A 24791-nucleotide genomic window follows, 5' to 3' on the forward strand; every position below is an offset into this window, starting at 1 on the left:
GTCCTGACCCGATGGACGTCCTCGAAGGGCCGGCGGCGGGGGGAGCGCACCCGGCCGCCGTGCTGGTCGTGGCCGCGCTGGTCGCGGTGGTGCTCGGGCCGTGGCTGGCCCGCGTCGCCGTCCGCCTGGCGTCGCGGGACGCCGACCTGCGTCCTACCGCGGTGCGGGTGGTGGTCACGGTCGTCGCCCTCGGGGCGCTGCTCGCCGGGGCGCTCCTGCTCACGGGTGTCCGCCCGGCGGCCGTCGCGTTCGCCTGGGCCGGCGGCGCCGCCGTGGTCCTCGCCTCGGTGGACCTGCTGGTGCACCGGCTGCCCGACCGGGTCACCTATCCCGCCTACGCCGTCTGCGCCGTCTCCCTCACCGTGGACGCCGCCGTGATGGACGAGTGGGCACCGCTCGGCCGGGCGGTGGTCGCGGCGGCCGCCGCCTTCGCCGTGGCGGCCGGTGCCGCGGCGGTGTCGCCGCAGGGGCTCGGCTTCGGGGACGTGAAGCTGCTCGGGATGGTCGGTCTGGTCCTGGGCTGGGTGGGCTGGGGTGTGGTGCTCGTGGGCGTCTTCCTCGGCCTGCTCACCGGCGCCGTCGTCTCGCTGGTGCTCCTGGCCACCCGCCGTGCCGGATGGCGGACGGCGCTGCCGTTCGGGCCGCCGCTGCTGACCGGCGCCGTGATCGCCCTGGCGCTGGCGGGCCCCGTACCCGTCGGTTGAGCGGTGCCGGACGGGTGCGGCGGGCCCGCCTGGCAGAATCCCGGCCATGTTGCGCTGGCTGACCGCAGGTGAGTCGCACGGGCAGCAGCTCACCGCCATCCTCGAGGGGCTCCCGGCCGGCGTCGAGGTGCAGACCGCCGATCTCGACGCCGCCCTGGCCCGTCGCCGGCTCGGTCACGGGCGCGGCGCGCGGATGTCGTTCGAGCAGGACGAGGTCACCCTCACCGGCGGTGTGCGGCACGGCCGCACCCAGGGTGGCCCGATCGCCGTCCAGGTGGGCAACACCGAATGGCCGAAGTGGACGACGGTGATGTCCGCCGACCCGGTGGACCCCGAGATCCTGGCCGGCCAGGCCCGCAACGCGCCGCTCACCCGTCCGCGTCCCGGGCACGCCGACCTCGCCGGCATGCAGAAGTACGGCTTCGACGACGCCCGCCCCGTGCTCGAGCGGGCCAGCGCCCGGGAGACCGCCGCGCGGGTGGCGCTCGGCGCCGTCGCGTCGGCGTTCCTCCGCCAGACCGTCGGCGCCGAGGTGGTCAGCCACGTGGTCGCGATCGGCCCGGTCGTCGTCCCGGACGGGGTCGTCCCGGGCCCCGGCGACAACCCGCGGATCGACGACGACCCGGTCCGCTGCGCCGACCCGGCGACGAGCGAGGCGATGGTGGCCGAGATCGACGACGTCCGGAAGAACGGCGACACCCTCGGCGGCGTCATCGAGGTCGTCGTGCACGGGCTGCCGCCCGGCCTGGGGAGCCACGTGCACTGGGACCGCCGGCTCGACGCGCGGCTGGCCGGTGCCCTGATGGGCGTCCAGTCGGTGAAGGCCGTCGAGGTCGGGGACGGGCTCGAGACCGCCCGCCGCCGCGGCTCGGTGGCCCACGACGAGATCGTCCGGAACGACGACGGCCGGATCGAGCGGGTCACCGACCGCGCCGGCGGCATCGAGGGGGGCATGAGCACCGGCGGGGTGCTGCGGGTGCGTGCCGCGATGAAGCCGATCTCCACGGTGCCGCGGGCGCTGCAGACCGTCGACGTCGCGACCGGCGAAGCCGCCGTCGCGATCAACCAGCGCAGCGACGCCTGCGCCGTGCCCCGGGGGAGCGTGGTCATGGAGGCGATGGTGGCCCTCGTCCTCGCCGACGCGGTCCTCGAGAAGTTCGGCGGCGACTCGGTCGCGGAGACCCGCCGCAACGTGCACTCCTACCTCGACGCGCTGCAGATCCGGTGAGTCTCCCCGTTCTGGTGCTCGTCGGGCCGCCGGCGTCGGGCAAGACCACCGTAGGGACGGCGGTGGCGCAGGCGCTCGGCGTCGCCTTCCGCGACACCGATGCCGACGTCGAGCTCGAGACCGGCAGCTCGGTGGCCGACGTGTTCATCTCGCAGGGGGAGCCGCACTTCCGCGCCCTGGAGGAGCAGGCCGCCGCCCGTGCCCTGGCCACGCACGGCGGGATCCTCGCGCTCGGCGGGGGAGCCGTGACCAGCGCGGCCACCCGGAAGCTGCTCGTGGAGTACGGGCAGAGCGGCGGCACCGTCGTCTGGCTGGACGTCGACCTCGCCTCGGCGGCGAAGCGCGTCGGTCTCTCCCGCGACCGCCCCATCCTCGGCGTCAATCCGCGCGCGATGCTGAGGCACATGCTCGAGACGCGGGCGCCGCTCTACGGCGAGGTGGCCACCCAGAGGGTGCCGACCGGTGGGCGGGGCCCCGACGAGGTGATGGCCGAGGTGCTCGCCGTCACTGCTCCGCAGGGGAACCCGCAGCCTGCGGCGCCTGGCCCCACGACGTCGGCCGGCCGATGAGGCGCGTGCCGGTCGCGGGGGACAAGCCCTACGACGTCGTCGTCGGCCCCGGCGCCCAGGTCGAGCTCGGCCTGGTGCTGGCGGGCACACCGCGGGCCGTCGTCGTCCATGCGCCGCCGCTGGCCGCCGCCGCGGGCGCGGCCGTCGAGATCCTGCAGTCGGCGGGGGTCGCCGCCGGGGCCGTCGTCGTCCCCGACGGGGAGGCGGCCAAGACCGCCGAGGTCGCCGCCCGCACCTGGGAGGAGTTCGGCCGGCTGGGGCTGACCCGCTCGGACGCCGTCGTCGGGGTCGGCGGGGGAGCGGTCACCGACCTCGCCGGGTTCCTGGCCGCCACGTGGGTGCGCGGCGTCCCCGTGGTCCAGGTGCCCACCAGCCTCCTGGGCATGGTCGACGCCGCCATCGGCGGCAAGACCGGGATCAACACCGGCGCAGGCAAGAACCTGGTCGGCGCGTTCCACCCGCCCGCCGCGGTGCTGGCCGACACCGACGCCCTGGCTGCGCTGCCGGAGGCGGAGTTCCGCTCGGGGCTCGCCGAGGTCGTCAAGTGCGGTTTCATCGCCGACGCCGCGATCCTGGAGCTGCTCGACGCCGACGCGACCGGCCGCCGCGACACCGCCGAGCTCATCGAGCGGGCGGTGCGGGTGAAGGCCGACGCCGTGGGCGGGGACCTCTACGACACCGGGCAGCGGGAGTTCCTCAACTACGGGCACACGCTCGCCCACGCCATCGAGCGGGTCGAGGACTTCGGCTGGCGGCACGGCGAGGCGGTGGCCGTCGGACTCGTGTTCGCCGCCGAGCTGGCCGGGCAGGCCGGGCTGCTCTCCCGCGAGGACGTCGACCGGCACCGCACCCTGCTGGCCGCCATGGGCCTGCCCACCCGGTACGCGGGCGACTGGGACCGGCTGCAGGCGGTGATGCGGGTGGACAAGAAGGCCCGCGGCGCATCTCTCCGGTTCGTCGTCCTCGACGGGCTCGGCACGCCGATGATCCTGACCGACCCGGCCCAGGCCTGGCTCGACGCCGCCTGGTCGGCCGTCGCTCTGTAGCTCACCCACCCCACCGCCCCAGCCGATCCACCCGCTCCCACCGCCCCGAACAAGGAGCCGCATGACGATCCAGGTGCTCAACGGCCCGAACCTCGGCCGGCTCGGTCTCCGCGAGCCGGAGAAGTACGGCACGACCACCTACGCCGAGCTCGTGGCACTGGTGGAGGCGACGGGGCGTGACATGGGCGTCGAGGTGCAGGTCCGCCAGACCGACGACGAGGGCGAGATGCTGCGCTGGGTCCACGCGGCGTCCGACGCGGCCGACCCCGTGCTCATCAACCCCGGAGGCTGGTCGCACACGTCCGTGGCGCTGCGGGACGCCCTGGCGGGGCTCAACGCGCCCCTGATCGAGGTGCACATCACCAACATCCACGCCCGCGAGGAGTTCCGGCACCACTCCTACGTCTCGGGCGTCGCGGACGGCGTCATCGCGGGCCTCGGCGTCAGCGGCTACATCCTGGCGCTGGGATGGCTCGCGCAGCAGGGCGTCCGGTGAGCACGGCCGGGGTGGGGTCGGTGGACCGCAGAGCCGATCGGCGGGACGCGCTGCGGGCCACCGCAGCCCGGCAGGGGCTGGACGCCGTCCTGGTGACGAATCTGCTCAACGTCCGCTACCTGACCGGCTTCACCGGCTCCAACGGCGCGCTGCTGGTGCGCACCGACGGCGGCGACCTGTTCGGGACCGACGGCCGGTACACCACCCAGGCCGGCACCCAGGTGCCCGACGTGGAGCTGATCGTGGACCGCGGCACCGTCCCGGCGCTCGCCCGCGAGGCCGTACGCCGCGGCGTCGGCCGGCTCGGCTACGAGTCCCACGACCTCACGGTCGACGGCCTGGTCGGCCTCGAGAAGGTCCTCACCGCGGCGGCCGACGGGGGAGCGGTACCCGAGCTGACCTCGATCCGCCGGGCGGTGGAGGCGCTGCGCGCGATCAAGGACGACGACGAGATCGAGGCGCTGCGCCGCGCCTGCGCCGTGGCCGACCAGGCGCTCGCCGAGCTCGTGGCCGAGGGTGCCCTGCGGCCCGGCCGAACGGAGCTGCAGGTGGGCCGGGAGCTCGACGCCCGGATGCTGCAGCTCGGTGCCGAGGCGCCGTCGTTCGAGACGATCGTCGCCGCCGGCGCCAACTCCGCGATCCCGCACCACCGGCCCGACGCGACCGTGCTGGCCGACGGCGACTTCCTCAAGCTCGACTTCGGCGCGACGGTGGACGGCTACCACTCCGACATGACCCGCACCGTCGTCCTGGGTCGTGCGGCCGATTGGCAGCGGGAGATCTACGAGCTCGTCGCGGCGTCCCAGGCCGCGGGGCGGGCCGCTCTGGAGGTCGGCGCCGACGTCGTCGCGATCGACGGGGCCTCGCGCGAGGTGATCGTCGCGGCTGGTCACGGCGAGCACTTCACCCACGGCCTCGGCCACGGTGTGGGCCTGGAGATCCACGAGGCGCCGGGTATCGGGCCGCTGGGCGCGGGTACCCTGGCTGCCGGCATGGCCGTCACCGTGGAGCCGGGCGTCTACCTACCCGGACGCGGCGGTGTCCGGATCGAGGACACGCTGATCGTCACGGACGACGCGCCCGAACTGTTGACCCTCACGAGCAAGGAACTGCTGGTTCTCTAGATGGCTACCACCAACGACCTGAAGAACGGCATCGTCCTCAACCTGGACGGTCAGCTCTGGACCGTCACCGACTTCCAGCACGTGAAGCCGGGCAAGGGCGGCGCGTTCGTGCGGACGACGCTGAAGAACGTGCTCTCGGGCAAGGTCGTCGACAAGACGTTCAACGCCGGCACCAAGGTGGAGACGGCCAACGTCGACAAGCGGTCGATGACCTACCTGTACAAGGACGGCACCGACTTCGTCTTCATGGACGGCGACACCTACGACCAGATCCACGTCTCGGCCCAGACCGTCGGCGGGGGTGCCGACTACCTCCTGGAGAACACCGAGGTCGTCGTCGCCGTGCACGACAACGTGCCGCTCTACGTCGAGCTGCCGGTGACCCTCGAGCTCGTCGTCCAGCACACCGACCCGGGCCTGCAGGGCGACCGCTCGACCGGCGGTACCAAGCCCGCGACGCTGGAGACCGGCGCCCAGATCCAGGTGCCGTTGTTCATCACGACCGGCGAGAAGCTCAAGGTCGACACCCGCGACGGCCGGTACCTCGGCCGCGTCAACTGAAGTCCCGGTAGCTGCACATGGCCGCACGGTCCAAGGCGAGGAAGCGGGCCGTCGACGTCCTCTACGAGGCCGACATCCGCAGCGGGGACCCGCTGACGCTGTTGCGCGAGCGGCTGGCCGACGAGACGCAGCCGGTGCACGAGCACACCGTCCGGCTGGTCGAGGGGGTCGCCGAGCACGCGGTGCGCATCGACGCGCTGATCGACGCGCACGCGTCGAACTGGTCGATCGACCGGCTGCCCGACGTCGACCGGGCGATCCTGCGGATGGCCGTCTTCGAGCTGCTGTGGGCCGACGACGTCCCCGACGCCGTCGTCATCGACGAGGCGGTCGAGCTGGCCAAGGTGCTGTCGACCGACGACTCGCCGGCCTACGTGAACGGCGTGCTCGGTGCGATCCTGGCGGCCGAGGTCCCGACCGCCTGAGGCGCCGCGACGCGCGTCCCCGTTGCGTAGAAAAGGACCTGTCCGAGCCCCCGGACAGGTCCTCTTCTGCGCAATCGCCGGCGATCGGTTGTGCGCTCAGCGGGGTCTCCCGGCCGCTGATGCCCCGGTACGTGCACAATCGCGCGCGCCCTCGGCTGGGGCGAACGCAGGAGGCTCCGTCCGCATGCTGCGGACGGAGCCTCCTCGGACGTTGCTGAGTCAGCGCGGGGCGCGGCGGCGCTCCCAGTTGGGGTCGAGCTCGTCGTCCTCCAGCAGGTCGTCGCCGCCCGTGCTGACGATGCCCTCCATGCCGGGGGAGAGCACCCCCCACTCGATGAGCCGGGTGGTCAGCTCGTCGGGGCTCATGTCGTAGATGATCGCGAGCGACTTGAGGTCCTCGGTGCGAATGGAGAGGACCTTGCCGTTGTAGTCGTGCCGCTGCGCCTGGATGGTCGAGGCGTATCGGGCGAGCGGGCCGGCCTCGTCGGCGGGCAGGGAGCCCAGCGACTCGAGGTTCAGCACGATCTTGGTGCTGGTGGTCACCGCGGAGCTGGGCCGCGGGTCGGGGAGCAGTTCGGAGACCGGCACGCCGTAGAACACCGCGAGCTCGGAGAGCCGCTGCACGGTGACGGCGCGGTCGCCGCGTTCGTAGGAGCCGACGACCACTGCCTTCCAGCGGCCGTGCGACTTGTCCTCCACGCCCTGCAGGGAGAGGCCCTGCTGGTTACGGATGGCGCGGAGCCGGGCGCCGAGTGCCCGCGAATAGTCGGTGCTCATCGCTGCATGCTCACTGTCCGTCGTCTCGTATGGGTCCTGTTGGTCACTCACCGTACTGGTCGGGCCCGACGCGCAACAGGCGGATGCTCCCCTCGGGCTCGGTAACCGAGATGCGACCCTTCGTGGTCGAGCCGATCGCTGCCTGCGTCTGGACGGGTGCGCGCAGTGGATCGGGGCCCGTGCAGTACCGTCGTCCGCGGTCCGAAATCACTCCTTTAACGACCCGTCCAGTGAGGCGGGGAAGGAGGCCACATGGCCAGCTCGACCCAGCCTGCCCGGATTCCGGGCGGCACCGACGCGCCGAAGCCCGGCACCCCAGCCGCCGGGGGTGTGCTCCTCTCCGCCGGCGACGTCGGCCGCGTGGTCGACCGCATGGCGCACCAGCTCATCGAGCGGGCCGCCACCACGGACCCGGGCGCTGCGGACGGCGGACTCTCCGCGCTCGTCCTCGTGGGCATCCCGACGCGCGGCGCCCCCCTGGCCCGTCGGCTCGCCGCCCGGATCGAGGCCTTCTCCGGCACCCGGGTCGACGTCGGAACGGTCGACATCACGCTCTACCGCGACGACCTACGGCGGCGCGGAGTGCGGGCGCTGGAGCCCACGCTGCTGCCCGATGCGGGCATCGACGACCGCCTCGTCGTCCTCGTCGACGACGTCCTCTACTCCGGCCGGTCCGTGCGCGCCGCCCTCGACGCCCTGCGCGACCTCGGGCGACCGAAGGCGGTGCAGCTGGCGGTGCTGGTCGACCGTGGCCACCGGGAGCTGCCGATCCGGGCCGACTTCGTGGGCAAGAACGTCCCGACGTCGCGCATTCAGCAGGTGCGCGTGCACCTGACCGAGATCGACGGCACCGACGAGGTCCTGGTCACGGAGGGGGACGGCCTGGGCACGGGAGCGAGGAGCGGAGCGACCCGCGGGAGCGAAGGGGAGGCAGAGTGAAGCGCCACCTGCTGGAGGCCGCGGACCTGGACCGCGCCGACGCCACGCTGGTACTGGACACCGCGGCGCAGATCGACGCCGCGCTGGCCGGGCGCGAGGTGAAGAAGCTGCCCACCCTGCGCGGCCGCACGGTGGTGAACCTGTTCTTCGAGGACTCCACCCGCACGCGCATCTCCTTCGAGCTCGCGGCCAAGCGGCTCTCCGCCGACGTCATCAACTTCTCGGCCAAGGGCAGCAGCGTGTCAAAGGGCGAGAGCCTCAAGGACACCGCGCTCACCCTCGAGGCCATGGGCAGCGACGCGATCGTCGTCCGGCACCACGCCTCCGGGGCGCCGCACCGCCTGGCCTCCTGGGTCAAGGGCAGCGTGGTCAACGCCGGCGACGGGACGCACGAGCACCCCACCCAGGCGCTGCTCGACGCGTACACGATCCGGCAGCGCCTCGGGCGGCTCGAGGGCGTCCGGGTCGCGCTCGTCGGCGACGTGCTGCACAGCCGGGTCGCCCGGTCCAACGTCGGCCTGCTGCACACCCTCGGCGCCGAGGTCACCGTTGTCGCGCCGCCCACGCTGGTGCCGGTCGGCGTCGGCAGCTGGCCGGTCGAGGTCAGCTACGACCTGGACGCCGTCCTGCCCAAGGCCGACGTCGTGATGATGCTGCGCGTCCAGGCCGAGCGGATGACCGCCTCGTTCTTCCCCAGCGCCCGCGAGTACAGCCGCCGGTACGGACTCGACGCCCGCCGGATGGCCACCCTCCCCGACGACGCGATCGTCATGCATCCCGGCCCGATGAACCGCGGGATGGAGATCGCCGCCGAGGTGGCCGACTCCGTCCGCTCCACGATCGTCGAGCAGGTCGGCAATGGGGTCTCCGTGCGCATGGCCGTGCTCTACCTGCTGCTGGGGGGGCGGAGCGAGTGAGCATCGCAGCGAGCGCCAGCGAGCGAGGAGCGGAGCGAGTGACGAGCGGAGCGAGTGTGGACGGGGAGCCCGCATGACGAACTACCTGATCAAGGGCGCGAAGCCCTACGGCGGCGAGGCCGCCGACATCTTCCTCAAGGACGGCCGGATCGCCTCGATCGGCGAGCACCTGCGGGTGCCGGGCGCCGACGTGATCGACGCCGCCGGCCTGGTCGCACTGCCCGGCCTGGTCGACCTGCACACCCACCTGCGCGAGCCCGGCCGGGAGGACGCCGAGACCGTCGAGACCGGCAGCCGGGCGGCCGCGCTGGGCGGGTTCACCGCTGTGCACGCCATGGCCAACACCGACCCGGTCGCCGACACCGCCGGCGTCGTCGAGCAGGTCTGGCGGCTGGGCCAGCAGGCCGGCCTGGTGGACGTCGTCCCGGTCGGCGCCGTGACCGTCGGCCTCAAGGGCGAGCGGCTGGCCGAGCTCGGCGCCATGGCCGACTCCGCGGCCCGGGTCCGCGTCTTCTCCGACGACGGGATGTGCGTGAGCGACCCGGCGCTGATGCGCCGCGCGCTGGAGTACGTGAAGGCCTTCGACGGCGTCGTCGCCCAGCACGCCGAGGAGCCGCGGCTCACCGTCGGCGCGCAGATGCACGAGGGCGACCGGTCGGCGCGGCTCGGGCTCGCGGGCTGGCCGGCCGCGGCCGAGGAGGCGATCATCGCCCGCGACGTCCTGCTGGCGGGGCACGTCGGCGCCCGCCTGCACGTCTGCCACGTGTCGACGGCGGGCTCGGTCGAGCTGCTGCGCTGGGCGAAGGCGCGCGGCGTCCAGGTCACCGCCGAGGTCACCCCGCACCATCTGCTCCTCACCGACGCCTGCGCGGAGGGCTACGACCCGGTCTTCAAGGTCAACCCCCCGCTGCGGACGGCCGAGGACGTGGCCGCCCTCCGGGCCGGGCTGGCCGACGGGACCATCGACGCCGTCGCCACCGACCACGCCCCGCACGCCGTGGAGGACAAGGAGAGCGAGTGGGCCGCGGCCCGGCCAGGGATGCTCGGGCTGGAGCAGGCGCTGTCCGTCGTCGTCGAGACGATGGTCGAGACCGGGCTGCTCGACTGGGCCGGCGTGGCCGATCGCATGTCGGTGCGCCCGGCGGTCATCGGCCGGCTCACCGAGCAGGGCCGCCCGCTCGCCCCCGGCGAGCCGGCCAACCTGCTGCTGCTGGATCCCTCCACCCGGGCCACCGTCGACCCGGCCGCGCTGGCCAGCCGCAGCCGCAACAGCCCCTATGCCGGCCGGGAGCTCCCCGGCCGGGTGGTCGCGACCTTCCTGCGGGGCGTCCCGACCGTGCTCGACGGAAAGGCGCAGAAGTGAGGAACGAACACGACGGGCGAGTGAGCATCGCAGCGAGGTCTGCGAGCGAGGAGCGGAGCGAGTCCGGAGGGGAGCAATGAGCAACGCGATCCTCGTGCTCGAGGACGGGCGGACGTTCCGGGGCGACTCCTACGGCGCGACCGGGACGACGGTCGGCGAGGCGGTCTTCTCCACCGGCATGACCGGCTACCAGGAGACGCTGACCGACCCGAGCTACCACCGCCAGGTCGTCGTCATGACCGCCCCGCACATCGGCAACACCGGCGTGAACGGCGAGGACGACGAGAGCAGCCGGATGTGGGTCGCCGGATTCGTGGTCCGCGACCCCGCCCGCCGCCCCGCCAACTGGCGGTCGACCGGCAGCCTGGACGACGAGCTCGTCCGGCAGGGCGTGGTCGGGATCAGCGGCATCGACACCCGCGCCCTGACCCGGCACCTGCGCGACCGCGGCGCCATGCGGGTGGGCATCACCAGCGAGCACACGGACGCCGACCGGCTGCTGGCCGAGGTGCGCGCGGCCGAGAGCATGGTGGGTGCGGACCTCGCGCCGCAGGTGAGCGCGGAGTCGGCCTACGTCGTCCCGGCGGTGGGGGAGAAGCGGTACACGATCTCCGCCCTCGACCTCGGCATCAAGACCGCGACCCCGCGGCACCTGGCCGAGCTCGGCGTCGAGACGCACGTGCTGCCCGCCACCGCGACCGCGGCGGACCTCCTGGCAGCCGGCCCCGACGGCGTCTTCCTCTCCAACGGTCCGGGCGACCCGGCCGCCGCCGACTACGCCGTCGAGGCGGTGAGGGGCGTGCTCGACGCGCGCCGGCCGCTGTTCGGCATCTGCTTCGGCAACCAGATCCTCGGCCGCGCGCTGGGCCTGGGCACGTACAAGCTGCGCTTCGGCCACCGCGGGCTCAACCAGCCGGTGCTCGACCGCGTGAGCGGCACCGTCCGGGTGACCAGCCACAACCACGGCTTCGCCGTCGACGCACCGCTCGACCGGGCCACCGACACCCCGTACGGCCGGGTCGAGGTCAGCCACGTCGGCCTGAACGACGACGTCGTCGAGGGGCTGCGCTGCCTCGACGTCCCCGCGTTCAGCGTGCAGTTCCACCCGGAGGCCGCAGCCGGGCCGCACGACGCGGCGCCGCTCTTCCAGCGGTTCGTGGACCTCATGGACAGCGCGCGGGGGAGCGGCGACGCGGTCAGCCCACCGCCCGTCGTGGAGCACAGCACGGGGGAGAAGCTCTGATGCCGAAGCGCACCGATCTGAAGCACGTGATGGTCATCGGCTCGGGGCCGATCCTCATCGGCCAGGCCGCCGAGTTCGACTACTCCGGCACGCAGGCCTGCCGGGTGCTGCGCGCCGAGGGGCTGCGGGTCAGCCTCGTCAACAGCAACCCCGCGACGATCATGACCGACCCCGACGTCGCCGACGCCACCTACATCGAGCCGCTGACCCCGGAGTTCGTCGAGAAGGTCATCGCGGCCGAGCGCCCGGACGCGCTACTGGCCACCCTCGGCGGGCAGACGGCGCTCAACATCGCCATCGGCCTCTACGAGAACGGCGTCCTCGAGAAGTACGGCGTCCAGCTCATCGGCGCCGACGTCGACGCGATCAACCGCGGCGAGGACCGGCAGCTGTTCAAGGACATCGTGCGCTCCATCGGCGCCGACGCCCCCCGGTCGACCGTCTGTGCCACCGTCGAGGAGGCCCTCGCCACCGCCGAGAAGGTCGGCTACCCCGTCGTCATCCGGCCGAGCTTCACCATGGGCGGTCTCGGCTCGGGCATCGCCACCGACGAGCCGATGCTGCGCCGCATGGCCGGCCACGGGCTCGCCGACTCCCCGGTGCACACCGTCCTCATCGAGGAGTCGGTGCTCGGCTGGAAGGAGTACGAGCTCGAGCTGATGCGCGACCGCAGCGACAACGTGGTGGTCATCTGCTCGATCGAGAACATCGACGCGATGGGCGTGCACACCGGCGACTCCGTGACCGTCGCCCCCGCGATGACCCTCACCGACCGCGAGTACCAGGAGATGCGCGACGTCGGCATCGCGGTGCTGCGCGCCGTCGGCGTGGACACCGGCGGGTGCAACATCCAGTTCGCCGTCCACCCGGGGACCGGGCGTCTCGTCGTCATCGAGATGAACCCGCGCGTCTCGCGATCCAGTGCGCTGGCCTCGAAGGCCACCGGCTTCCCGATCGCCAAGATCGCCGCGAAGCTGGCCATCGGGTACACGCTCGACGAGATCACCAACGACATCACCGGCGTCACCCCGGCCGCCTTCGAGCCGACGCTGGACTACGTGGTCGTCAAGATCCCGCGGTTCGCGTTCGAGAAGTTCCCCGGGGCCGACCCGCGGCTGACGACCACCATGAAGAGCGTCGGCGAGATCATGTCGATGGGCCGGAACTTCGCCGAGGCCCTCGGCAAGGCGATGCGCTCGACCGAGACGAAGGTGGCCGGCTTCTGGACGGGTCCGGCCGGCTGGGGCGGTGGGGCGGGTGGATACGCGGACCGGTCGGCCGAGGAGCTGCTCGAGGCGCTCCGGGTCCCGGTGGACGGCCGGCTCTATCTCGCCGAGCAGGCGCTGGCCGCGGGGGCGAGCATCGAGCAGGTCGCCGAGGCCAGCGGCTTCGACCCGTGGTTCGTCGACCAGATCGCAATGGTCCGCGAGATCGGCGACGAGGTGCGCAGCGCGCCGTCCCTCACCCCGGAGCTGCTCCGCCGGGCCAAGCGGTTCGGGCTGTCCGACCGGCAGGTCGCCGCCCTGCGCCCCGAGCTGGCCGGTGAGGACGGCGTCCGGACGCTGCGCTGGCGGCTGGGCATCCGGCCGGTCTACAAGACCGTCGACACCTGCGCCGCCGAGTTCGCCGCCGCCACGCCGTACCACTACTCCTCCTACGACGAGGAGACCGAGGTGCAGCCCCGGGAGAAGCCCGCGGTGCTGATCCTGGGCTCGGGACCCAACCGGATCGGGCAGGGCATCGAGTTCGACTACTCCTGCGTGCACGCGGTCATGGCTCTGCAGGACGCCGGCTACGAGGCGGTGATGGTCAACTGCAACCCCGAGACCGTCTCCACCGACTACGACACCGCCGACCGGCTCTACTTCGAGCCGCTGACCTTCGAGGACGTCCTCGAGGTGGTCGAGGCCGAGCGGGCCGCCGGCCCGGTGGCCGGGGTCATCTGCACGCTCGGCGGCCAGACCCCGCTCGGCCTGGCGCAGCGGCTCAAGGACGCCGGCGTCCCCGTGCTCGGCACGTCGCCCGAGGCCATCGACGACGCGGAGCACCGCGGGGCCTTCTCGCGGGTGCTCGCGGACACCGGGCTCACCGCGCCGAAGCACGGCATGGCGACGACGTTCGCCGAGGCGCGCGAGATCGCGGCGACCATCGGCTACCCGGTGCTGGTCCGGCCGTCCTACGTGCTCGGCGGCCGGGGGATGGAGATCGTCTACGACGAGGCCACGCTCGAGGCCTACATCGCCAAGGCCACCGACCTGAGCGCCGCCCACCCCGTGCTGGTCGACCGGTTCCTGGAGGACGCCGTCGAGATCGACGTCGACGCCCTCTTCGACGGCACCGACCTCTACCTGGGCGGGGTCATGGAGCACATCGAGGAGGCGGGGATCCACTCCGGTGACTCGGCGTGCGCCCTGCCGCCGATCACCCTCGGGTCGGCCGACCTGCTGAAGATCCGGGCGGCGACGGAGAAACTGGCCGGCCGCATCGGCGTGCGCGGGCTGATGAACGTCCAGTACGCGATCAAGGACGACATCCTCTACGTCATCGAGGCCAACCCCCGCGCCAGCCGCACGGTGCCGTTCGTCTCGAAGGCGACGGCGGTGCAGCTCGCCAAGGCCGCCGCCCGGATCGCGGTGGGTGAGTCGATCGCCGACCTGCGGAAGGCGGGGGTGCTGCCGACGACGGGCGACGGCACGGACCTGCCCGAGAACGCACCCATCGCGGTCAAGGAGGCGGTGCTGCCCTTCCACCGCTTCCGCACGGTGGAGGGCCACGGCGTCGACACCGTGCTCTCGCCGGAGATGAAGTCCACCGGTGAGGTCATGGGGCTCGACTCGGAGTTCGGCCGGGCGTTCGCCAAGTCGCAGGCGGCCGCCTACGGCTCGCTGCCGACCGAGGGCACGGTCTTCGTCTCGCTGGCCAACCGGGACAAGCGCTCGGCGGTCTTCCCGATCAAGCGCCTGGCCGACCTCGGCTTCCGCGTGCTGGCGACCGTGGGCACCGCTCAGGTGCTGCGGCGCAACGGGGTGCACTGCGAGGTGGTCGGCAAGTTCAGCGACGGGCCCGGGAACGTGGTGGAGCTGATCCTCGCCGGCGACGTCGACATCGTGGTCAACACGCCCTTCGGCTCGCCGGGCAACAGCGGGCCCCGCCTCGACGGGTACGAGATCCGCACGGCGGCCGTCGCCGCCGGCATCCCCTGCATCACCACCGTGCAGGGCATGGCCGCCGCCGTCCAGGGGATCGAGTCGCTGCGCCGCGGGGACATCGGTGTCCGCAGCCTGCAGCAGGTCCACGCCGCCCTGGCGGCCTCCCGGGACGCGCAGTGACCGGCCGGAATGGCCACGCCGGCCACGTGACCGAGCCGGCGCCGAAACCCGCGCATCCGCCGGTGCAGCGCGAGGTCGAGGTGGTCGGCCGGCGCCCGGTGAACGCCTACGTCGAGCTGAGCCTGGCCGCCCCGGAGATCGCGGAGCGGGCCGAGCCGGGGCAGTTCCTCGCGTTCGCCATCGGCGGGGAGACCTCGGCACTCCTGCTGCGCCGCTCCATCGCGATCGCCGGCGCCGGCGACGGCGTGGTCAGCGTCGTCGTGGCTCCGCACGGGCCGGGGTCGACCTGGCTGGCGGGGCTGCGGGTGGGGGAGCGGGTGGACGTCGTGGGGCCGCTCGGCCGGCCGTTCCCCGCCGCGCCCGCCGGAGCGCGGGCGCTGTTGGTCGGCGGCGGCTACGGCGCGGCCGCGCTGGTGGGACTGGCCGCCCGACTGCGGTCCCAGGGGCACGAGGTGGCCGCGGTCGCTGGCGCGGCCTCGGCCGACCGGCTCTGCTCGGTGGCGGAGCTCTCGGCCCTCGCCGCGCCGGTGGAGGTGACCACCGACGACGGCAGCGCCGGCCGGACCGGGCGCGTCACCGTCGCGGTGGACGAGTTGCTGACCGGCGTCGGCGTGGTCTACGCCTGCGGGCCGATGGCCATGCTGCGGGCCGTGGCGGACGCGGCGACCGCGCTGGGGATCCCGTCCTACGTCGCCGTCGAGGAGTCGATGGCCTGCGGGATCGGGGTCTGCATGACGTGCGTCCTGCCGGTGGTCGGCGAGGACGGCCGCACCCGCTTCTCCCGCTCCTGCGTGGAGGGGCCGGTGTTCGGCGGTGACCGGGTGCGTTTCGACGACGTGGGGAAGCTGCCGCACGACGTCGTCGGCGCCGACGCGATGGGAGTGGTGGCCCCGTGACCGCCGTCCAACCAGCTTTCGGTACAGAAAGCTGCGCCGTCGGCGCGCGCTCTCGGTACCGAAAGCTCACTGATGGAGTGGGGGCGGTCTCGCCATGACGGTCGTCGAGACCGGCGTCGACATGCGGACGGCGCTCGGCGCGGTGGAGATCCCGGGCCCGGTGCTGACCGCCTCCGGGTGCTCGGCCTTCGGGCAGGAGCTGGAGCCGTTCGTCGACCTGACCGCGCTCGGCGCCGTCGTGACCAAGTCGGTGCAGCTGCGCCCGCGGTCCGGCCGGCCGACGCCGCGGATGGCGGAGACGCCGAGCGGCATGCTCAACTCGATCGGCCTGCAGGGCCCGGGGATCGACGGGCTGCTGGCCGAGGACCTGCCCTGGCTGGCCGAGCGCGGGGCGCGGGCCTTCGTCTCCATCGCCGGCACCCGGGTCGAGGACTTCGCCGAGCTGGCCGAGCGGTTGCGCGGCGTCCCCGGGGTGCTCGGCCTCGAGGTCAACATCAGCTGCCCGAACGTGGAGAGCCGCGGCGAGGTGTTCGCCTGCGACCCCGTGGCGGCCTCGGACGTGCTCTCCGCCGTCCGCGCCGCCGCGGACCCTGCGCAGCCGGTCTACGCCAAGCTCAGCCCGGACGTCACCGACATCGTCTCGGTCGCGCGTGCGGTTCGCGACGCCGGCGCCGACGGGCTGTCGATGATCAACACCCTGCTCGGCCTGGTCATCGACCCCGACACCATGCGCCCGGTGCTCGGCGGGGTGACCGGCGGCCTCTCCGGGCCGGCCATCCGCCCGGTGGCGCTGCGCTGCGTCTGGCAGGTGCACGCGGCGATGCCGGAGGTGCCCATCCTCGGGATGGGTGGCATCCGCAACGGCCTGGACGCCCTGCAGTTCGTCCTGGCCGGCGCGAGCGCCGTCTCGGTCGGCACCGCCGTGTTCAACGACCCGTCAGCGCCCGTCCGGATCCACGACGAGCTCGCGGCGGTGCTCGCGGCGCGCGGCTTCGCATCGCTGTCCGACGCCGTCGGCCACGCCCACCGTCCGGCCGGAGTCGAGCGATGAGCGCCTCTGCACTCGACGACGTCGCACCGTTCGGCCGCCGTCTGGCCGCCGCCGTGGCCGACCGTGGCCCGCTCTGCGTGGGCATCGACCCGCACCGGGCACTGCTGCTGGACTGGGGCGTCGGCGACGACCTGGACGGCCTGCGGCGGTTCACCGACGCCGTCGTCGAGGCGCTGGCCGGCTCGGTGGCGGTGCTCAAGCCGCAGATGGCGTTCTACGAGCGCTTCGGGGCCCGCGGGGTCGCAGTGCTGGAGGACGCCGTCGCCCGGATCCGGGCCGCCGGCGCCCTGGTGCTGCTCGACGCCAAGCGGGGCGACATCGGCTCCACGATGGACGCCTACGCCGACTACCTCGCCGGCGACCACCCCATGCGCGTCGACGCCCTGACCGTGAGCCCCTACCTGGGGCCGGAGTCGCTCGAGCCCGCCCGGCGCACCGCCGTCCGCTCCGGCGGTGGGCTCTTCGTGCTGGCCCGGACCTCGAACCCGGAGGCGGGGACGCTGCAGCACGCGCTCGTCGGGCAGCGGTCGGTCGCCCAGGTGGTGGTCGACACCGTGCGTGGCTGGAACACCCCGGACTGGGTCGTCGGCGACCCGGTGCCCGACATCGCGGCGGTCCGCGACCTGGCCACCGGCTGGGGTCCGTCGACCGGATCGTTCGGCGTCGTCGTCGGCGCCACCCTGCCCGAGCTGGACGTCGACCTCGACGGCCTCGGCGGCCCGATCCTCGCACCGGGCCTCGGGGCGCAGGGCGGTTCGCCGGCCGACCTCCGGCGGCTCTTCGGCACCGGCCGGGCCGTCGTCCCCACGGTGTCCCGGGACGTCCTGTCCGCCGGGCCCGACGTCGGCGCGCTGCGCGCCGCCGCGGACCGCTGGGCGGGGGAGCTCGCGGGATGAGCCTCGCGGGATGAGCCTGGCGGGATGAGCCTGGCGGGATGAGCAGAGCGCTGCCCTGGCTGCTCGCCGGCCTCGGCGCGGCGCTGGTCGTCGCCGGGGCGGCGGTGGTCCTCAGCTCGGCCGCGGACCCCGTGACCGTCTACACCGGCGGGAACGCACCGCTGGAGGCGGAGGATCCCGGGGCGTACCGGAGCGAGCTCACCCTGGCCTTCGACGGCGCGGTGCGCTCGAGCGTCGGGCAGCTCGTCGGGGGCGGGATCGCCGTCCTCGGGCTGCTGGTGCTCACCGGTCTGGCCGGCTGGTTCGCCGGCCTTCGCGCGGCTCGTCGCCGCGCCGGGTGACTTCCGCCGATCGGGACCAGAGGCGTCCGGCGTGTCGGCGACGGCGTGTCGCACCCGGACGCGCCCGGGAAAGCGCAAGACACCTATCCGGAACCGACTCGTATCGGAGCGCGCTGACCTGCACTGATCACCACGCGTGATCACACTCGTGGACAGGGTGTGAAGTCGGCGCGCGGGAGGCTGTGGTTTTCCGCGCGCAGGGGGCGTGACCAGCGGATTTGCCGGGAAGTACGGTCTCCATGAGGCTCAGAGGCGAGCCGCTGTCTCAACGACTCACCCCCAACTGACGGGTCGAGAAACGGTCCCGCGAACGACACGATTGGGTCTGCCATGCCCCTGCCTGACCTGTCCCCGGAACAACGCGCCGCCGCGCTCGAGAAGGCGGCGGCGGCCCGCAAGGCACGCGCCGAGCTGCGCGAGCGGCTGAAGAGCAAGGGCGCCACGGTCGGCGACGTCCTGAAGCAGGGCGACACCGACGAGGTGATCGGCAAGATGCGCGTCTCCGCGGTCCTGGAGTCCCTGCCCGGAGTCGGCAAGGCCCGGGCTGCGAAGATCATGGAGCGCCTGGAGATCTCCCCGACCCGCCGCGTGCGCGGCCTGGGAGCCAACCAGCGGAAGGCGCTCGAGGCCGAGTTCGCCGGCGAGAAGGCCGGCTGAGCACGCTCGGCGCGATGGACGACCCCGGATGAGGACGACGAGTGGTAGCAGCAACACCGGCGCGGTTGACCGTGCTCTCCGGCCCGTCCGGGGTAGGCAAGGGCACCGTCGTCGCGGAGGTCCGGCGACGGCATCCCGAGGTCTGGGTGTCGGTGTCGGTCACCACTCGTCGTCCTCGACCGGGTGAGGTCGACGGGGTCGACTACCACTTCGTGGACGACGCCGAGTTCGACCGCCTGATCGAGACCGACGGCCTGCTGGAGTGGGCCGAGTACGCAGGCAACCGCTACGGCACACCGCTCGACCAGCTGCGCAAGCGACTCTCCACCGGCGCCCCGGCGCTGCTGGAGATCGAGCTGCAGGGTGCACGGCAGGTGCGGGACCGCGATCCCGAGGCGCAGCTGGTGTTCCTGGCGCCTCCGTCCTGGGCCGCCCTGGTCAGCCGACTGGCCGGCCGGGGGTCGGAACCACCCGCCGTCCAGGAGCGTCGCCTCGCCCTGGCGCAGGCCGAGCTGGACGCCTCGGGGGAGTTCGACCGCGTCGTCGTCAACGACGACGTCGCCCGGGCCGCGGACGAGTTGGTAAGCTTGCTGACTGCGCCCTCGCCCGGTCTCGTGCCAGGCGAGTAGTGCCCCCGAGGAAGAGCACCGCCGGTGGTCCCCACCGGCCGCTTCCTCCCGCTATCGAATGAGGAGCACGCCCGCCCGTGTCCGGAGTCGCACCTGCCCCCGAGGGCATCACCAACCCGCCGATCGACGAGCTGCTCGAGCGCACCAGCAGCAAGTACGGCCTGGTCATCTTCGCCGCCAAGCGGGCCCGCCAGATCAACGCCTACTACAGCCAGCTCTCCGAGGGCCTGCTGGAGTACGTCGGCCCGCTGGTCGACACCGCACCGCAGGAGAAGCCGCTGTCGATCGCGCTCCGCGAGATCAACGAGGGTCTGCTGACCCACACCGCCGGCGAGAACTGATCGCTGCTCCGCTGGGGAACCGGAACACAGACTCCGACCGCCCCGTTCGGGGCAACCAGAACTGATGAGAAGGCACCCGGCAGTCGCTGCCGGGTGCCTTCTCTTTTGAGGTAGTGCCGCAGGCTCCGGCTACACACCGGAGGTGCGATTGGGAGGATGAGCGTCGTGTCGTCGATCGTGCTGGGTGTGAGCGGGGGAGTGGCCGCGTACAAGGCCGCCTTCGTGCTGCGCGCCTTCACCGAGGCGGGCCACGACGTCCGCGTCGTCCCCACACCCGGCGCGCTCCACTTCGTCGGCGCCGCCACGTTCGAGGCGCTCTCGGGGAACCCGGTCACCACCGACGTCTGGTCCGACGTCCCCGAGGTCGCGCACGTCCGGATCGGCCAGCACGCCGACCTCGTCGTCGTCGCGCCGGCCACCGCCGACCTGCTCGCCCGCGCCGCGATGGGCCGCGCGGACGACCTGCTCACCGCGACGTTGCTGACGGCCTCCTGCCCGGTCGTCTTCGTGCCGGCGATGCACACCGAGATGTGGCTGCACCCCGCGACGCAGGACAACGTCGCCACGCTGCGCCGCCGCGGAGCGGTCGTCCTCCCGCCGGCCGTCGGGCGGCTGACCGGCCCCGACTCCGGGCCGGGCCGGTTGCCCGAACCGGCCGACATCGCGGCGCTCGCCATGGTCGTGCTGAAGCACGGCGCCGACTCACTCCGGCCCGACCTGTCCGGCCGGAGGGTGGTGATCAGCGCCGGCGGCACCCGGGAGCCGCTGGACCCGGTGCGTTATCTCGGCAACCGTTCCTCGGGCAAGCAGGGCTGGGCGCTGGCCCGGGTGGCGGCGGCCCGCGGCGCCGACGTCGTCCTCGTCGCCGCGAACGTGGACCTGCCGGTCCCGTTCGGCGTCCGCGTCGTCCCGGTCGGGACGGCGGAGGAGCTGCGCACCGCGATGCTGGCCGAGGCGGTCGAGGCCGACGTCGTCGTCATGAGCGCCGCCGTCGCGGACTTCCGCCCCGAGGTCGCCGCCGCCACCAAGCTGAAGAAGGGGAGCGCCGGGGAGCCGAGCGCCGTGCCGCTGGTGCGCAACCCCGACGTGCTCGCCGAGCTCGTCACCAAGCGGACGGCCGGCCAGCTCGTCGTCGGCTTCGCCGCCGAGACCGGCGACGAGGACGCCGACGTGCTCACGCACGCCCGCGACAAGCTCGCCCGCAAGGGCTGCGACCTGCTCGTGGTGAACGACGTCTCCGGCGGCCAGGTGTTCGGCCGGGCCGACAACGCCGTGATCGTGCTCGGTGCCGACGGCTCGGCCACCGAGGTGCCCCGCGACAGCAAGGACGCGGTCGCGGCGGGCATCTGGACCGCGGTCGCCGCGCGGCTGGGCGACCCGCCCTCGCGCTGACCACCGGCCGGTGGCCGCCGCCCCCGCACGACGGTCGGCCCCCGCCGGTAACGTTCATGGCGGCTCCAGCCAGAGCCGACCGTCCGCCGTCGCAGGGAGTACCGAGTGTCACGCCGTCTCTTCACCTCCGAGTCGGTCACCGAGGGCCACCCGGACAAGATCGCCGACCAGATCAGCGACTCGATCCTGGACGCGATGCTGACGCAGGACCCGGCCAGCCGGGTGGCCGTCGAGACCATGATCACGACCGGTCAGGTGCACATCGCCGGTGAGGTCACCACCGCCGGCTACGTCGACATCGCCACCATCGTGCGCGAGACGGTCCTGCGGATCGGCTACGACTCCTCGCGCAAGGGCTTCGACGGTGCCTCGTGCGGCGTCAGCGTGTCCATCGGCGCGCAGTCGCCCGACATCGCGCAGGGCGTGGACACCGCCTACGAGACCCGCACCCACGTCGAGGACGCCGAGGACCAGATCTCCCGCCAGGGCGCCGGCGACCAGGGCCTGATGTTCGGCTACGCCACCGACGAGACCCCCGAGCTGATGCCGCTGCCGATCGCGCTGGCCCACCGGCTGGCCCGCCGGCTGTCCGCGGTGCGCAAGGACGGCTCGGTGCCCTACCTGCGGCCCGACGGGAAGACCCAGGTGACGGTGGTCTACGAGGACGACCAGCCGGTCGCCGTCGACACCGTCGTCGTCTCCTCCCAGCACGCCGAGGACATCTCGATCGAGCAGCTGCTCACCCCCGACATCCAGGAGCTCGTGGTCGAGCCCGAGCTGGCCGCGCTCGGGCTGCCCACCGACGGCTACCGGCTGCTGGTGAACCCGACCGGCAAGTTCGTCATCGGCGGCCCCATGGGCGACGCCGGGCTGACCGGCCGGAAGATCATCGTCGACACCTACGGCGGCATGGCCCGCCACGGCGGCGGCGCCTTCTCGGGCAAGGACCCGTCGAAGGTCGACCGCTCCGGCGCCTACGCGATGCGCTGGGTCGCCAAGAACGTCGTCGCCGCCGGTCTCGCGCGCCGCTGCGAGGTGCAGGTCGCCTACGCCATCGGCGCCGCCCACCCGGTCGGCCTGTTCGTGGAGACGTTCGGCACCGGCACCATCGCCGACGACGTCCTGGAGAAGGCGATCGGCTCGGTCTTCGACCTGCGACCCGGCGCGATCGTGCGAGACCTCGACCTGCTGCGGCCGATCTACACGCCGACGGCGGCCTACGGGCACTTCGGCCGGACCGACGTCGAGCTGCCCTGGGAGCGTCTCGACCGCGTGGCGGCCTTGCAATCAGCCGTGGGCATCTCTACGGCCGGCGCCTGACCGCACTGGACACCCCCGCTCCACCCGACGACCCGGGCTCCTCGCGCGCTGGTGGCCAACCCGCCCACCGCCCCGTGCAGGTGGCCCGGGTCGTCGTCGATGTGCCGCTGGCCCACCTGGACCGGCCGTTCGACTACGCCGTGCCGGAGAAGTTCGCCGGCACGGTGCAGGCCGGCTGCCGGGTCCGCGTCCGGTTCAGCGGCCAGCTGCTGGACGGGTTCGTGCTGTCGCTGGCCGACGCCACCGACTTCGCCGGGAAGCTCCTGCCGCTGTCGCACGTCCCCTCGGGCGAGCCGGTGCTCACCGCGCAGGTGGCCCGCCTGGCCCGGGTGGTCGCGGACCGGTACGCGGGAACCCTCGGTGACGTCCTGCGGCTGGCGGTCCCGCCCCGTCGCGCGGCCGCGGAGAAGCGGCCGACACCGACGCCCGACACCCTGCCGGGCGGCCCCGATCCGGCCGGGTTCGCCCGGTATGCGGCGGGGCCGGCCCTCCTCACCGCGCTGGCCGACGGACGCCCCGCGCGGGCGGTGTGGACGGCGCTCCCGGGCGAGGACTGGCCCACCCGGCTGGTCGAGCTCTGCCAGGCCGCCCTGTCCGGACGGCGGGGGTCGCTCGTCGTCGTCCCCGACGGGCGGGACCTCGACCGGCTCGCCGCCGCCGCGGCGCGGTCGTTGCCCGCCGCCTCGTTCACCGTGCTGCGCGCCGACGACTCCCCGGAGAAGCGCTACCGCCAGTTCCTCGCCGCGTCCCGCGGAGCGGCCCAGGTGGTGCTCGGCACCCGGGCGGCGATGTTCGCGCCCGTGCGCGACCTCGGACTGGTGGTCGTGTGGGACGACGGCGACGACCTGCACGCCGACGAGCACGCCCCCTATCCGCACGCCCGCGACGTCCTCGTCCAGCGGGCCTGGCTGGACAACTGCGCCGCCGTCGTCGCCGGCACGTCGCGCACCGCCGAGGCGGCCCTGCTGGTCGAGACAGGCTGGGCGCACGAGCTCGCCGCCGACCGGTCCGTGCTCCGGACGACGGCGCCCCGGGTCGAGGCCCTCGGCGACGACTTCCAGCTGGCGCGCGACCCCGCCGCCCGCTCCGCGCGCCTGCCCTCGCTGGCGCACGAGGCCGCCCGCCGGGCCCTCGCCTCCGGCGCGCCCGTGCTCGTGCAGGTGCCGCGCCGGGGCTACGTCCCCTCCCTGGCGTGTGCCCGCTGCCGGGCGCCGGCCCGGTGCGCCTCGTGCGCGGGACCCCTCGGGATCTCGCCGCGGCCGGGGCCCGGCGGCGCCCGGATACCCGCCTGCCGGTGGTGTGCCCGCCCGGCGGCGACCTTCGACTGCCCGTACTGCCACGGCACCAAGCTGCGGGCGGCCGTCGTCGGGGAGTCCCGGACGGCGGAGGAGCTGGCGAGGGCCTTCCCCGGGGCCGTGGTGCGCACGTCCGGCAGCACGTCCGGGGTGCTGGCGACGGTGCCGGCCGGACCCTCGCTCGTCGTCGCCACCCCCGGAGCCGAGCCCGTGGCCGACGGTGGGTACGGCGCGGCGCTGCTGCTGGACTCCTGGGCGCTGCTGGGCCGCGCCGACCTGCGCGCCGGCGAGGAGACGCTGCGCCGCTGGATGAACGCGGCGTCCCTGGTCCGGCCCGCGTCCGCGGACGGGCACGTCGTGGTCGCCGCCGACGCCGCCCACCCCGTCGTCCAGGCCCTGGTGCGCTGGGACCCGGCGTGGCTGGCCGAGCGCGAGCTCGCCGACCGGCGGGAGCTCGGCTTCCCGCCGGTCACCCGGATCGCGTCGCTGGCCGGCTCCCCGGCGGCGCTGGCGGAGTTCCTGGCGGCGGCCCGGCTACCGGAGGGCGCCGACCTGCTCGGCCCGGTGCCCGAGCCCCCGCGGCCGGGGCAGGAGGGCGAGCGGGAGCGCTACCTGGTGCGGGTCCCGCGCGGGGAGGGCCTCGCGCTGGCCCGCGCGCTCGCGGACGTCCAGGGCGTGCGCAGCGCGAAGAAGGTGCCCGAGCACGTGCGCGTGCAGCTCGACCCCCTCGACCTGGTCTGACCCGCGGGCTCAGTGCCCCGCGGCGATCTCCTGCAGCTCCGCCTCGATCGCCGCGTCCAGCTCGGCCTCCCGCCGGGCCCGGTCGGCCGCCAGCCGCCAGTAGACCGGCGCGACGACCGCGACCTGGGTCAGCCCGGCCGCCGCTCCGAACCACCGGTGCGGATGCCGGATGCCGCGTCGGGCGAGCCTGCCGCGGACCGGCCGATCGAGCAGCTGCAGAGCCAGGCCGCCCGCGACGGCCCGCACGCCGGCCTCGACGAGTGCGCGGCGCTCCTCCGGTGGCGTGGCCGCGACCGTCCCGAGCGTGCGCGCCTCGCGCAGCACGCGGGGCAGGTCGACGCTGAGCTGGTCGACGACCAGCAGTGCTCCGGCAGCGGTCGCGATGAGCACGCGGGGCCGGGACCAGGGTGGCGCCTCCCGGCCGGCCAGCAGGCCGCCGACGGCGAGTCCCTCGACCAGGCTGCTGGTCACGGCGCGGATCCGGTGGGTGCGGAGCGATGGCACGGAGACA

Annotated in this window: 25 protein-coding genes; 23 read left to right on the plus strand and 2 right to left on the minus strand. The window is 73.9% G+C overall.

The window, feature by feature from the left end; all coding sequences use genetic code 11:
* Positions 1-11 precede the first annotated feature (11 nt).
* The 8 genes from E4P39_RS10600 to nusB all read left to right on the plus strand — a co-directional run bounded on the left by E4P39_RS10600 (position 12) and on the right by nusB (position 6153).
* Positions 12-704, plus strand: a complete 693-nt coding sequence (locus tag E4P39_RS10600; protein ID WP_135136481.1) for an A24 family peptidase — start codon at positions 12-14, stop codon at positions 702-704.
* Between the two features lie 46 nt (positions 705-750).
* Positions 751-1932, plus strand: coding sequence for a chorismate synthase (gene aroC / locus E4P39_RS10605; protein ID WP_135136482.1), 1182 nt, complete (start codon positions 751-753; stop codon positions 1930-1932).
* Positions 1929-2501, plus strand: a complete 573-nt coding sequence (locus E4P39_RS10610; RefSeq protein ID WP_135136483.1) for a shikimate kinase — start codon at positions 1929-1931, stop codon at positions 2499-2501. The genes aroC and E4P39_RS10610 overlap by 4 nt, the downstream gene beginning before the upstream one ends.
* Entirely contained in the window at positions 2498-3547 is a 1050-nt protein-coding gene (aroB, locus tag E4P39_RS10615) for a 3-dehydroquinate synthase (RefSeq protein WP_135136484.1), read from the plus strand. The genes E4P39_RS10610 and aroB overlap by 4 nt, the downstream gene beginning before the upstream one ends.
* A gap of 61 nt (positions 3548-3608) precedes the next feature.
* Positions 3609-4043 carry a type II 3-dehydroquinate dehydratase gene (gene aroQ / locus E4P39_RS10620; RefSeq protein ID WP_135136485.1) on the plus strand — a complete coding sequence of 145 codons (435 nt, stop codon included), beginning with the start codon at positions 3609-3611 and terminating at the stop codon, positions 4041-4043.
* 20 nt (positions 4044-4063) lie between these two features.
* Positions 4064-5167 (plus strand): Xaa-Pro peptidase family protein, encoded by a 1104-nt coding sequence (locus E4P39_RS10625; protein ID WP_245159762.1) that lies wholly within the window; start codon positions 4064-4066, stop codon positions 5165-5167.
* Entirely contained in the window at positions 5168-5728 is a 561-nt protein-coding gene (efp, locus tag E4P39_RS10630) for an elongation factor P (protein WP_135136487.1), read from the plus strand.
* A gap of 17 nt (positions 5729-5745) precedes the next feature.
* Positions 5746-6153 (plus strand): transcription antitermination factor NusB, encoded by a 408-nt coding sequence (gene nusB / locus E4P39_RS10635; protein ID WP_135136488.1) that lies wholly within the window; start codon positions 5746-5748, stop codon positions 6151-6153.
* A gap of 219 nt (positions 6154-6372) precedes the next feature.
* On the opposite strand, the gene E4P39_RS10640 is transcribed toward nusB, so the two are convergent.
* Positions 6373-6930: a transcriptional regulator gene (locus E4P39_RS10640; RefSeq protein ID WP_135136489.1), complete on the minus strand. Its 558-nt coding sequence runs from the start codon at positions 6928-6930 to the stop codon at positions 6373-6375.
* 252 nt (positions 6931-7182) lie between these two features.
* Between E4P39_RS10640 and pyrR the strand changes: the two genes are divergently transcribed.
* From pyrR to E4P39_RS10715, 15 genes are all read left to right on the plus strand, one after another.
* Positions 7183-7869, plus strand: coding sequence for a bifunctional pyr operon transcriptional regulator/uracil phosphoribosyltransferase PyrR (gene pyrR / locus E4P39_RS10645; protein ID WP_135136490.1), 687 nt, complete (start codon positions 7183-7185; stop codon positions 7867-7869).
* Positions 7866-8786 (plus strand): aspartate carbamoyltransferase catalytic subunit, encoded by a 921-nt coding sequence (locus tag E4P39_RS10650; protein WP_135136491.1) that lies wholly within the window; start codon positions 7866-7868, stop codon positions 8784-8786. The genes pyrR and E4P39_RS10650 overlap by 4 nt, the downstream gene beginning before the upstream one ends.
* A gap of 73 nt (positions 8787-8859) precedes the next feature.
* Positions 8860-10149 carry a dihydroorotase gene (locus E4P39_RS10655; protein ID WP_135136492.1) on the plus strand — a complete coding sequence of 430 codons (1290 nt, stop codon included), beginning with the start codon at positions 8860-8862 and terminating at the stop codon, positions 10147-10149.
* Positions 10150-10225: 76 nt separating this feature from the next.
* On the plus strand, positions 10226-11392 hold the full coding sequence (carA, locus tag E4P39_RS10660; protein WP_135136493.1) for a glutamine-hydrolyzing carbamoyl-phosphate synthase small subunit: 1167 nt from the start codon (positions 10226-10228) through the stop codon (positions 11390-11392).
* Positions 11392-14721, plus strand: a complete 3330-nt coding sequence (gene carB / locus E4P39_RS10665) for a carbamoyl-phosphate synthase large subunit (protein ID WP_135136494.1) — start codon at positions 11392-11394, stop codon at positions 14719-14721. The genes carA and carB overlap by 1 nt, the downstream gene beginning before the upstream one ends.
* Before the next feature lie 26 nt (positions 14722-14747).
* On the plus strand, positions 14748-15617 hold the full coding sequence (locus E4P39_RS10670) for a dihydroorotate dehydrogenase electron transfer subunit (RefSeq protein ID WP_209306473.1): 870 nt from the start codon (positions 14748-14750) through the stop codon (positions 15615-15617).
* Between the two features lie 94 nt (positions 15618-15711).
* Positions 15712-16668, plus strand: a complete 957-nt coding sequence (locus tag E4P39_RS10675) for a dihydroorotate dehydrogenase (protein ID WP_209306474.1) — start codon at positions 15712-15714, stop codon at positions 16666-16668.
* The gene (pyrF, locus tag E4P39_RS10680) at positions 16665-17564 is read left to right on the plus strand and encodes an orotidine-5'-phosphate decarboxylase (protein WP_135136495.1); all 900 of its coding nucleotides are present in this window, start codon (positions 16665-16667) and stop codon (positions 17562-17564) included. Before E4P39_RS10675 ends, pyrF begins: the two co-directional genes overlap by 4 nt.
* A gap of 38 nt (positions 17565-17602) precedes the next feature.
* Positions 17603-17905 (plus strand): hypothetical protein, encoded by a 303-nt coding sequence (locus tag E4P39_RS10685; RefSeq protein ID WP_135136496.1) that lies wholly within the window; start codon positions 17603-17605, stop codon positions 17903-17905.
* 330 nt (positions 17906-18235) lie between these two features.
* Positions 18236-18562 carry an integration host factor, actinobacterial type gene (gene mihF, locus E4P39_RS10690; RefSeq protein ID WP_135136497.1) on the plus strand — a complete coding sequence of 109 codons (327 nt, stop codon included), beginning with the start codon at positions 18236-18238 and terminating at the stop codon, positions 18560-18562.
* A gap of 41 nt (positions 18563-18603) precedes the next feature.
* Complete coding sequence (gene gmk / locus E4P39_RS10695) at positions 18604-19191, plus strand: guanylate kinase (RefSeq protein WP_135136498.1); 588 nt, start codon at positions 18604-18606, stop codon at positions 19189-19191.
* 77 nt (positions 19192-19268) lie between these two features.
* Complete coding sequence (gene rpoZ / locus E4P39_RS10700; protein ID WP_012949163.1) at positions 19269-19532, plus strand: DNA-directed RNA polymerase subunit omega; 264 nt, start codon at positions 19269-19271, stop codon at positions 19530-19532.
* 156 nt (positions 19533-19688) lie between these two features.
* A complete protein-coding gene (coaBC, locus tag E4P39_RS10705; RefSeq protein WP_135136499.1) occupies positions 19689-20924 on the plus strand; it encodes a bifunctional phosphopantothenoylcysteine decarboxylase/phosphopantothenate--cysteine ligase CoaBC in 1236 nt (411 codons plus the stop codon).
* A gap of 105 nt (positions 20925-21029) precedes the next feature.
* Complete coding sequence (gene metK / locus E4P39_RS10710; protein ID WP_135136500.1) at positions 21030-22244, plus strand: methionine adenosyltransferase; 1215 nt, start codon at positions 21030-21032, stop codon at positions 22242-22244.
* Positions 22245-22318: 74 nt separating this feature from the next.
* Positions 22319-24280 (plus strand): primosomal protein N', encoded by a 1962-nt coding sequence (locus tag E4P39_RS10715; protein WP_135136501.1) that lies wholly within the window; start codon positions 22319-22321, stop codon positions 24278-24280.
* 9 nt (positions 24281-24289) lie between these two features.
* On the opposite strand, the gene E4P39_RS10720 is transcribed toward E4P39_RS10715, so the two are convergent.
* Positions 24290-24784, minus strand: coding sequence for a hypothetical protein (locus E4P39_RS10720; RefSeq protein ID WP_135136502.1), 495 nt, complete (start codon positions 24782-24784; stop codon positions 24290-24292).
* Between the last annotated feature and the right edge of the window lie 7 nt (positions 24785-24791).

Origin of the sequence: Blastococcus sp. CT_GayMR19, from assembly GCF_004570385.1 — a bacterium.
Classification (GTDB): Bacteria; Actinomycetota; Actinomycetes; order Mycobacteriales; family Geodermatophilaceae; genus Blastococcus_B.

Coding starts and splice junctions, on each gene's coding strand:
- E4P39_RS10600 (WP_135136481.1), top strand. CDS start 12: ATGGACGTCCTCGAAGGGCCGGCGGCGGGGGGAGCGCACCCGGCCGCC.
- aroC (WP_135136482.1), top strand. CDS start 751: ATGTTGCGCTGGCTGACCGCAGGTGAGTCGCACGGGCAGCAGCTCACC.
- aroB (WP_135136484.1), top strand. CDS start 2,498: ATGAGGCGCGTGCCGGTCGCGGGGGACAAGCCCTACGACGTCGTCGTC.
- aroQ (WP_135136485.1), top strand. CDS start 3,609: ATGACGATCCAGGTGCTCAACGGCCCGAACCTCGGCCGGCTCGGTCTC.
- efp (WP_135136487.1), top strand. CDS start 5,168: ATGGCTACCACCAACGACCTGAAGAACGGCATCGTCCTCAACCTGGAC.
- nusB (WP_135136488.1), top strand. CDS start 5,746: ATGGCCGCACGGTCCAAGGCGAGGAAGCGGGCCGTCGACGTCCTCTAC.
- E4P39_RS10640 (WP_135136489.1), bottom strand. CDS start 6,930: ATGAGCACCGACTATTCGCGGGCACTCGGCGCCCGGCTCCGCGCCATC.
- pyrR (WP_135136490.1), top strand. CDS start 7,183: ATGGCCAGCTCGACCCAGCCTGCCCGGATTCCGGGCGGCACCGACGCG.
- E4P39_RS10655 (WP_135136492.1), top strand. CDS start 8,860: ATGACGAACTACCTGATCAAGGGCGCGAAGCCCTACGGCGGCGAGGCC.
- carA (WP_135136493.1), top strand. CDS start 10,226: ATGAGCAACGCGATCCTCGTGCTCGAGGACGGGCGGACGTTCCGGGGC.
- carB (WP_135136494.1), top strand. CDS start 11,392: ATGCCGAAGCGCACCGATCTGAAGCACGTGATGGTCATCGGCTCGGGG.
- E4P39_RS10675 (WP_209306474.1), top strand. CDS start 15,712: ATGACGGTCGTCGAGACCGGCGTCGACATGCGGACGGCGCTCGGCGCG.
- pyrF (WP_135136495.1), top strand. CDS start 16,665: ATGAGCGCCTCTGCACTCGACGACGTCGCACCGTTCGGCCGCCGTCTG.
- E4P39_RS10685 (WP_135136496.1), top strand. CDS start 17,603: ATGAGCAGAGCGCTGCCCTGGCTGCTCGCCGGCCTCGGCGCGGCGCTG.
- mihF (WP_135136497.1), top strand. CDS start 18,236: ATGCCCCTGCCTGACCTGTCCCCGGAACAACGCGCCGCCGCGCTCGAG.
- coaBC (WP_135136499.1), top strand. CDS start 19,689: ATGAGCGTCGTGTCGTCGATCGTGCTGGGTGTGAGCGGGGGAGTGGCC.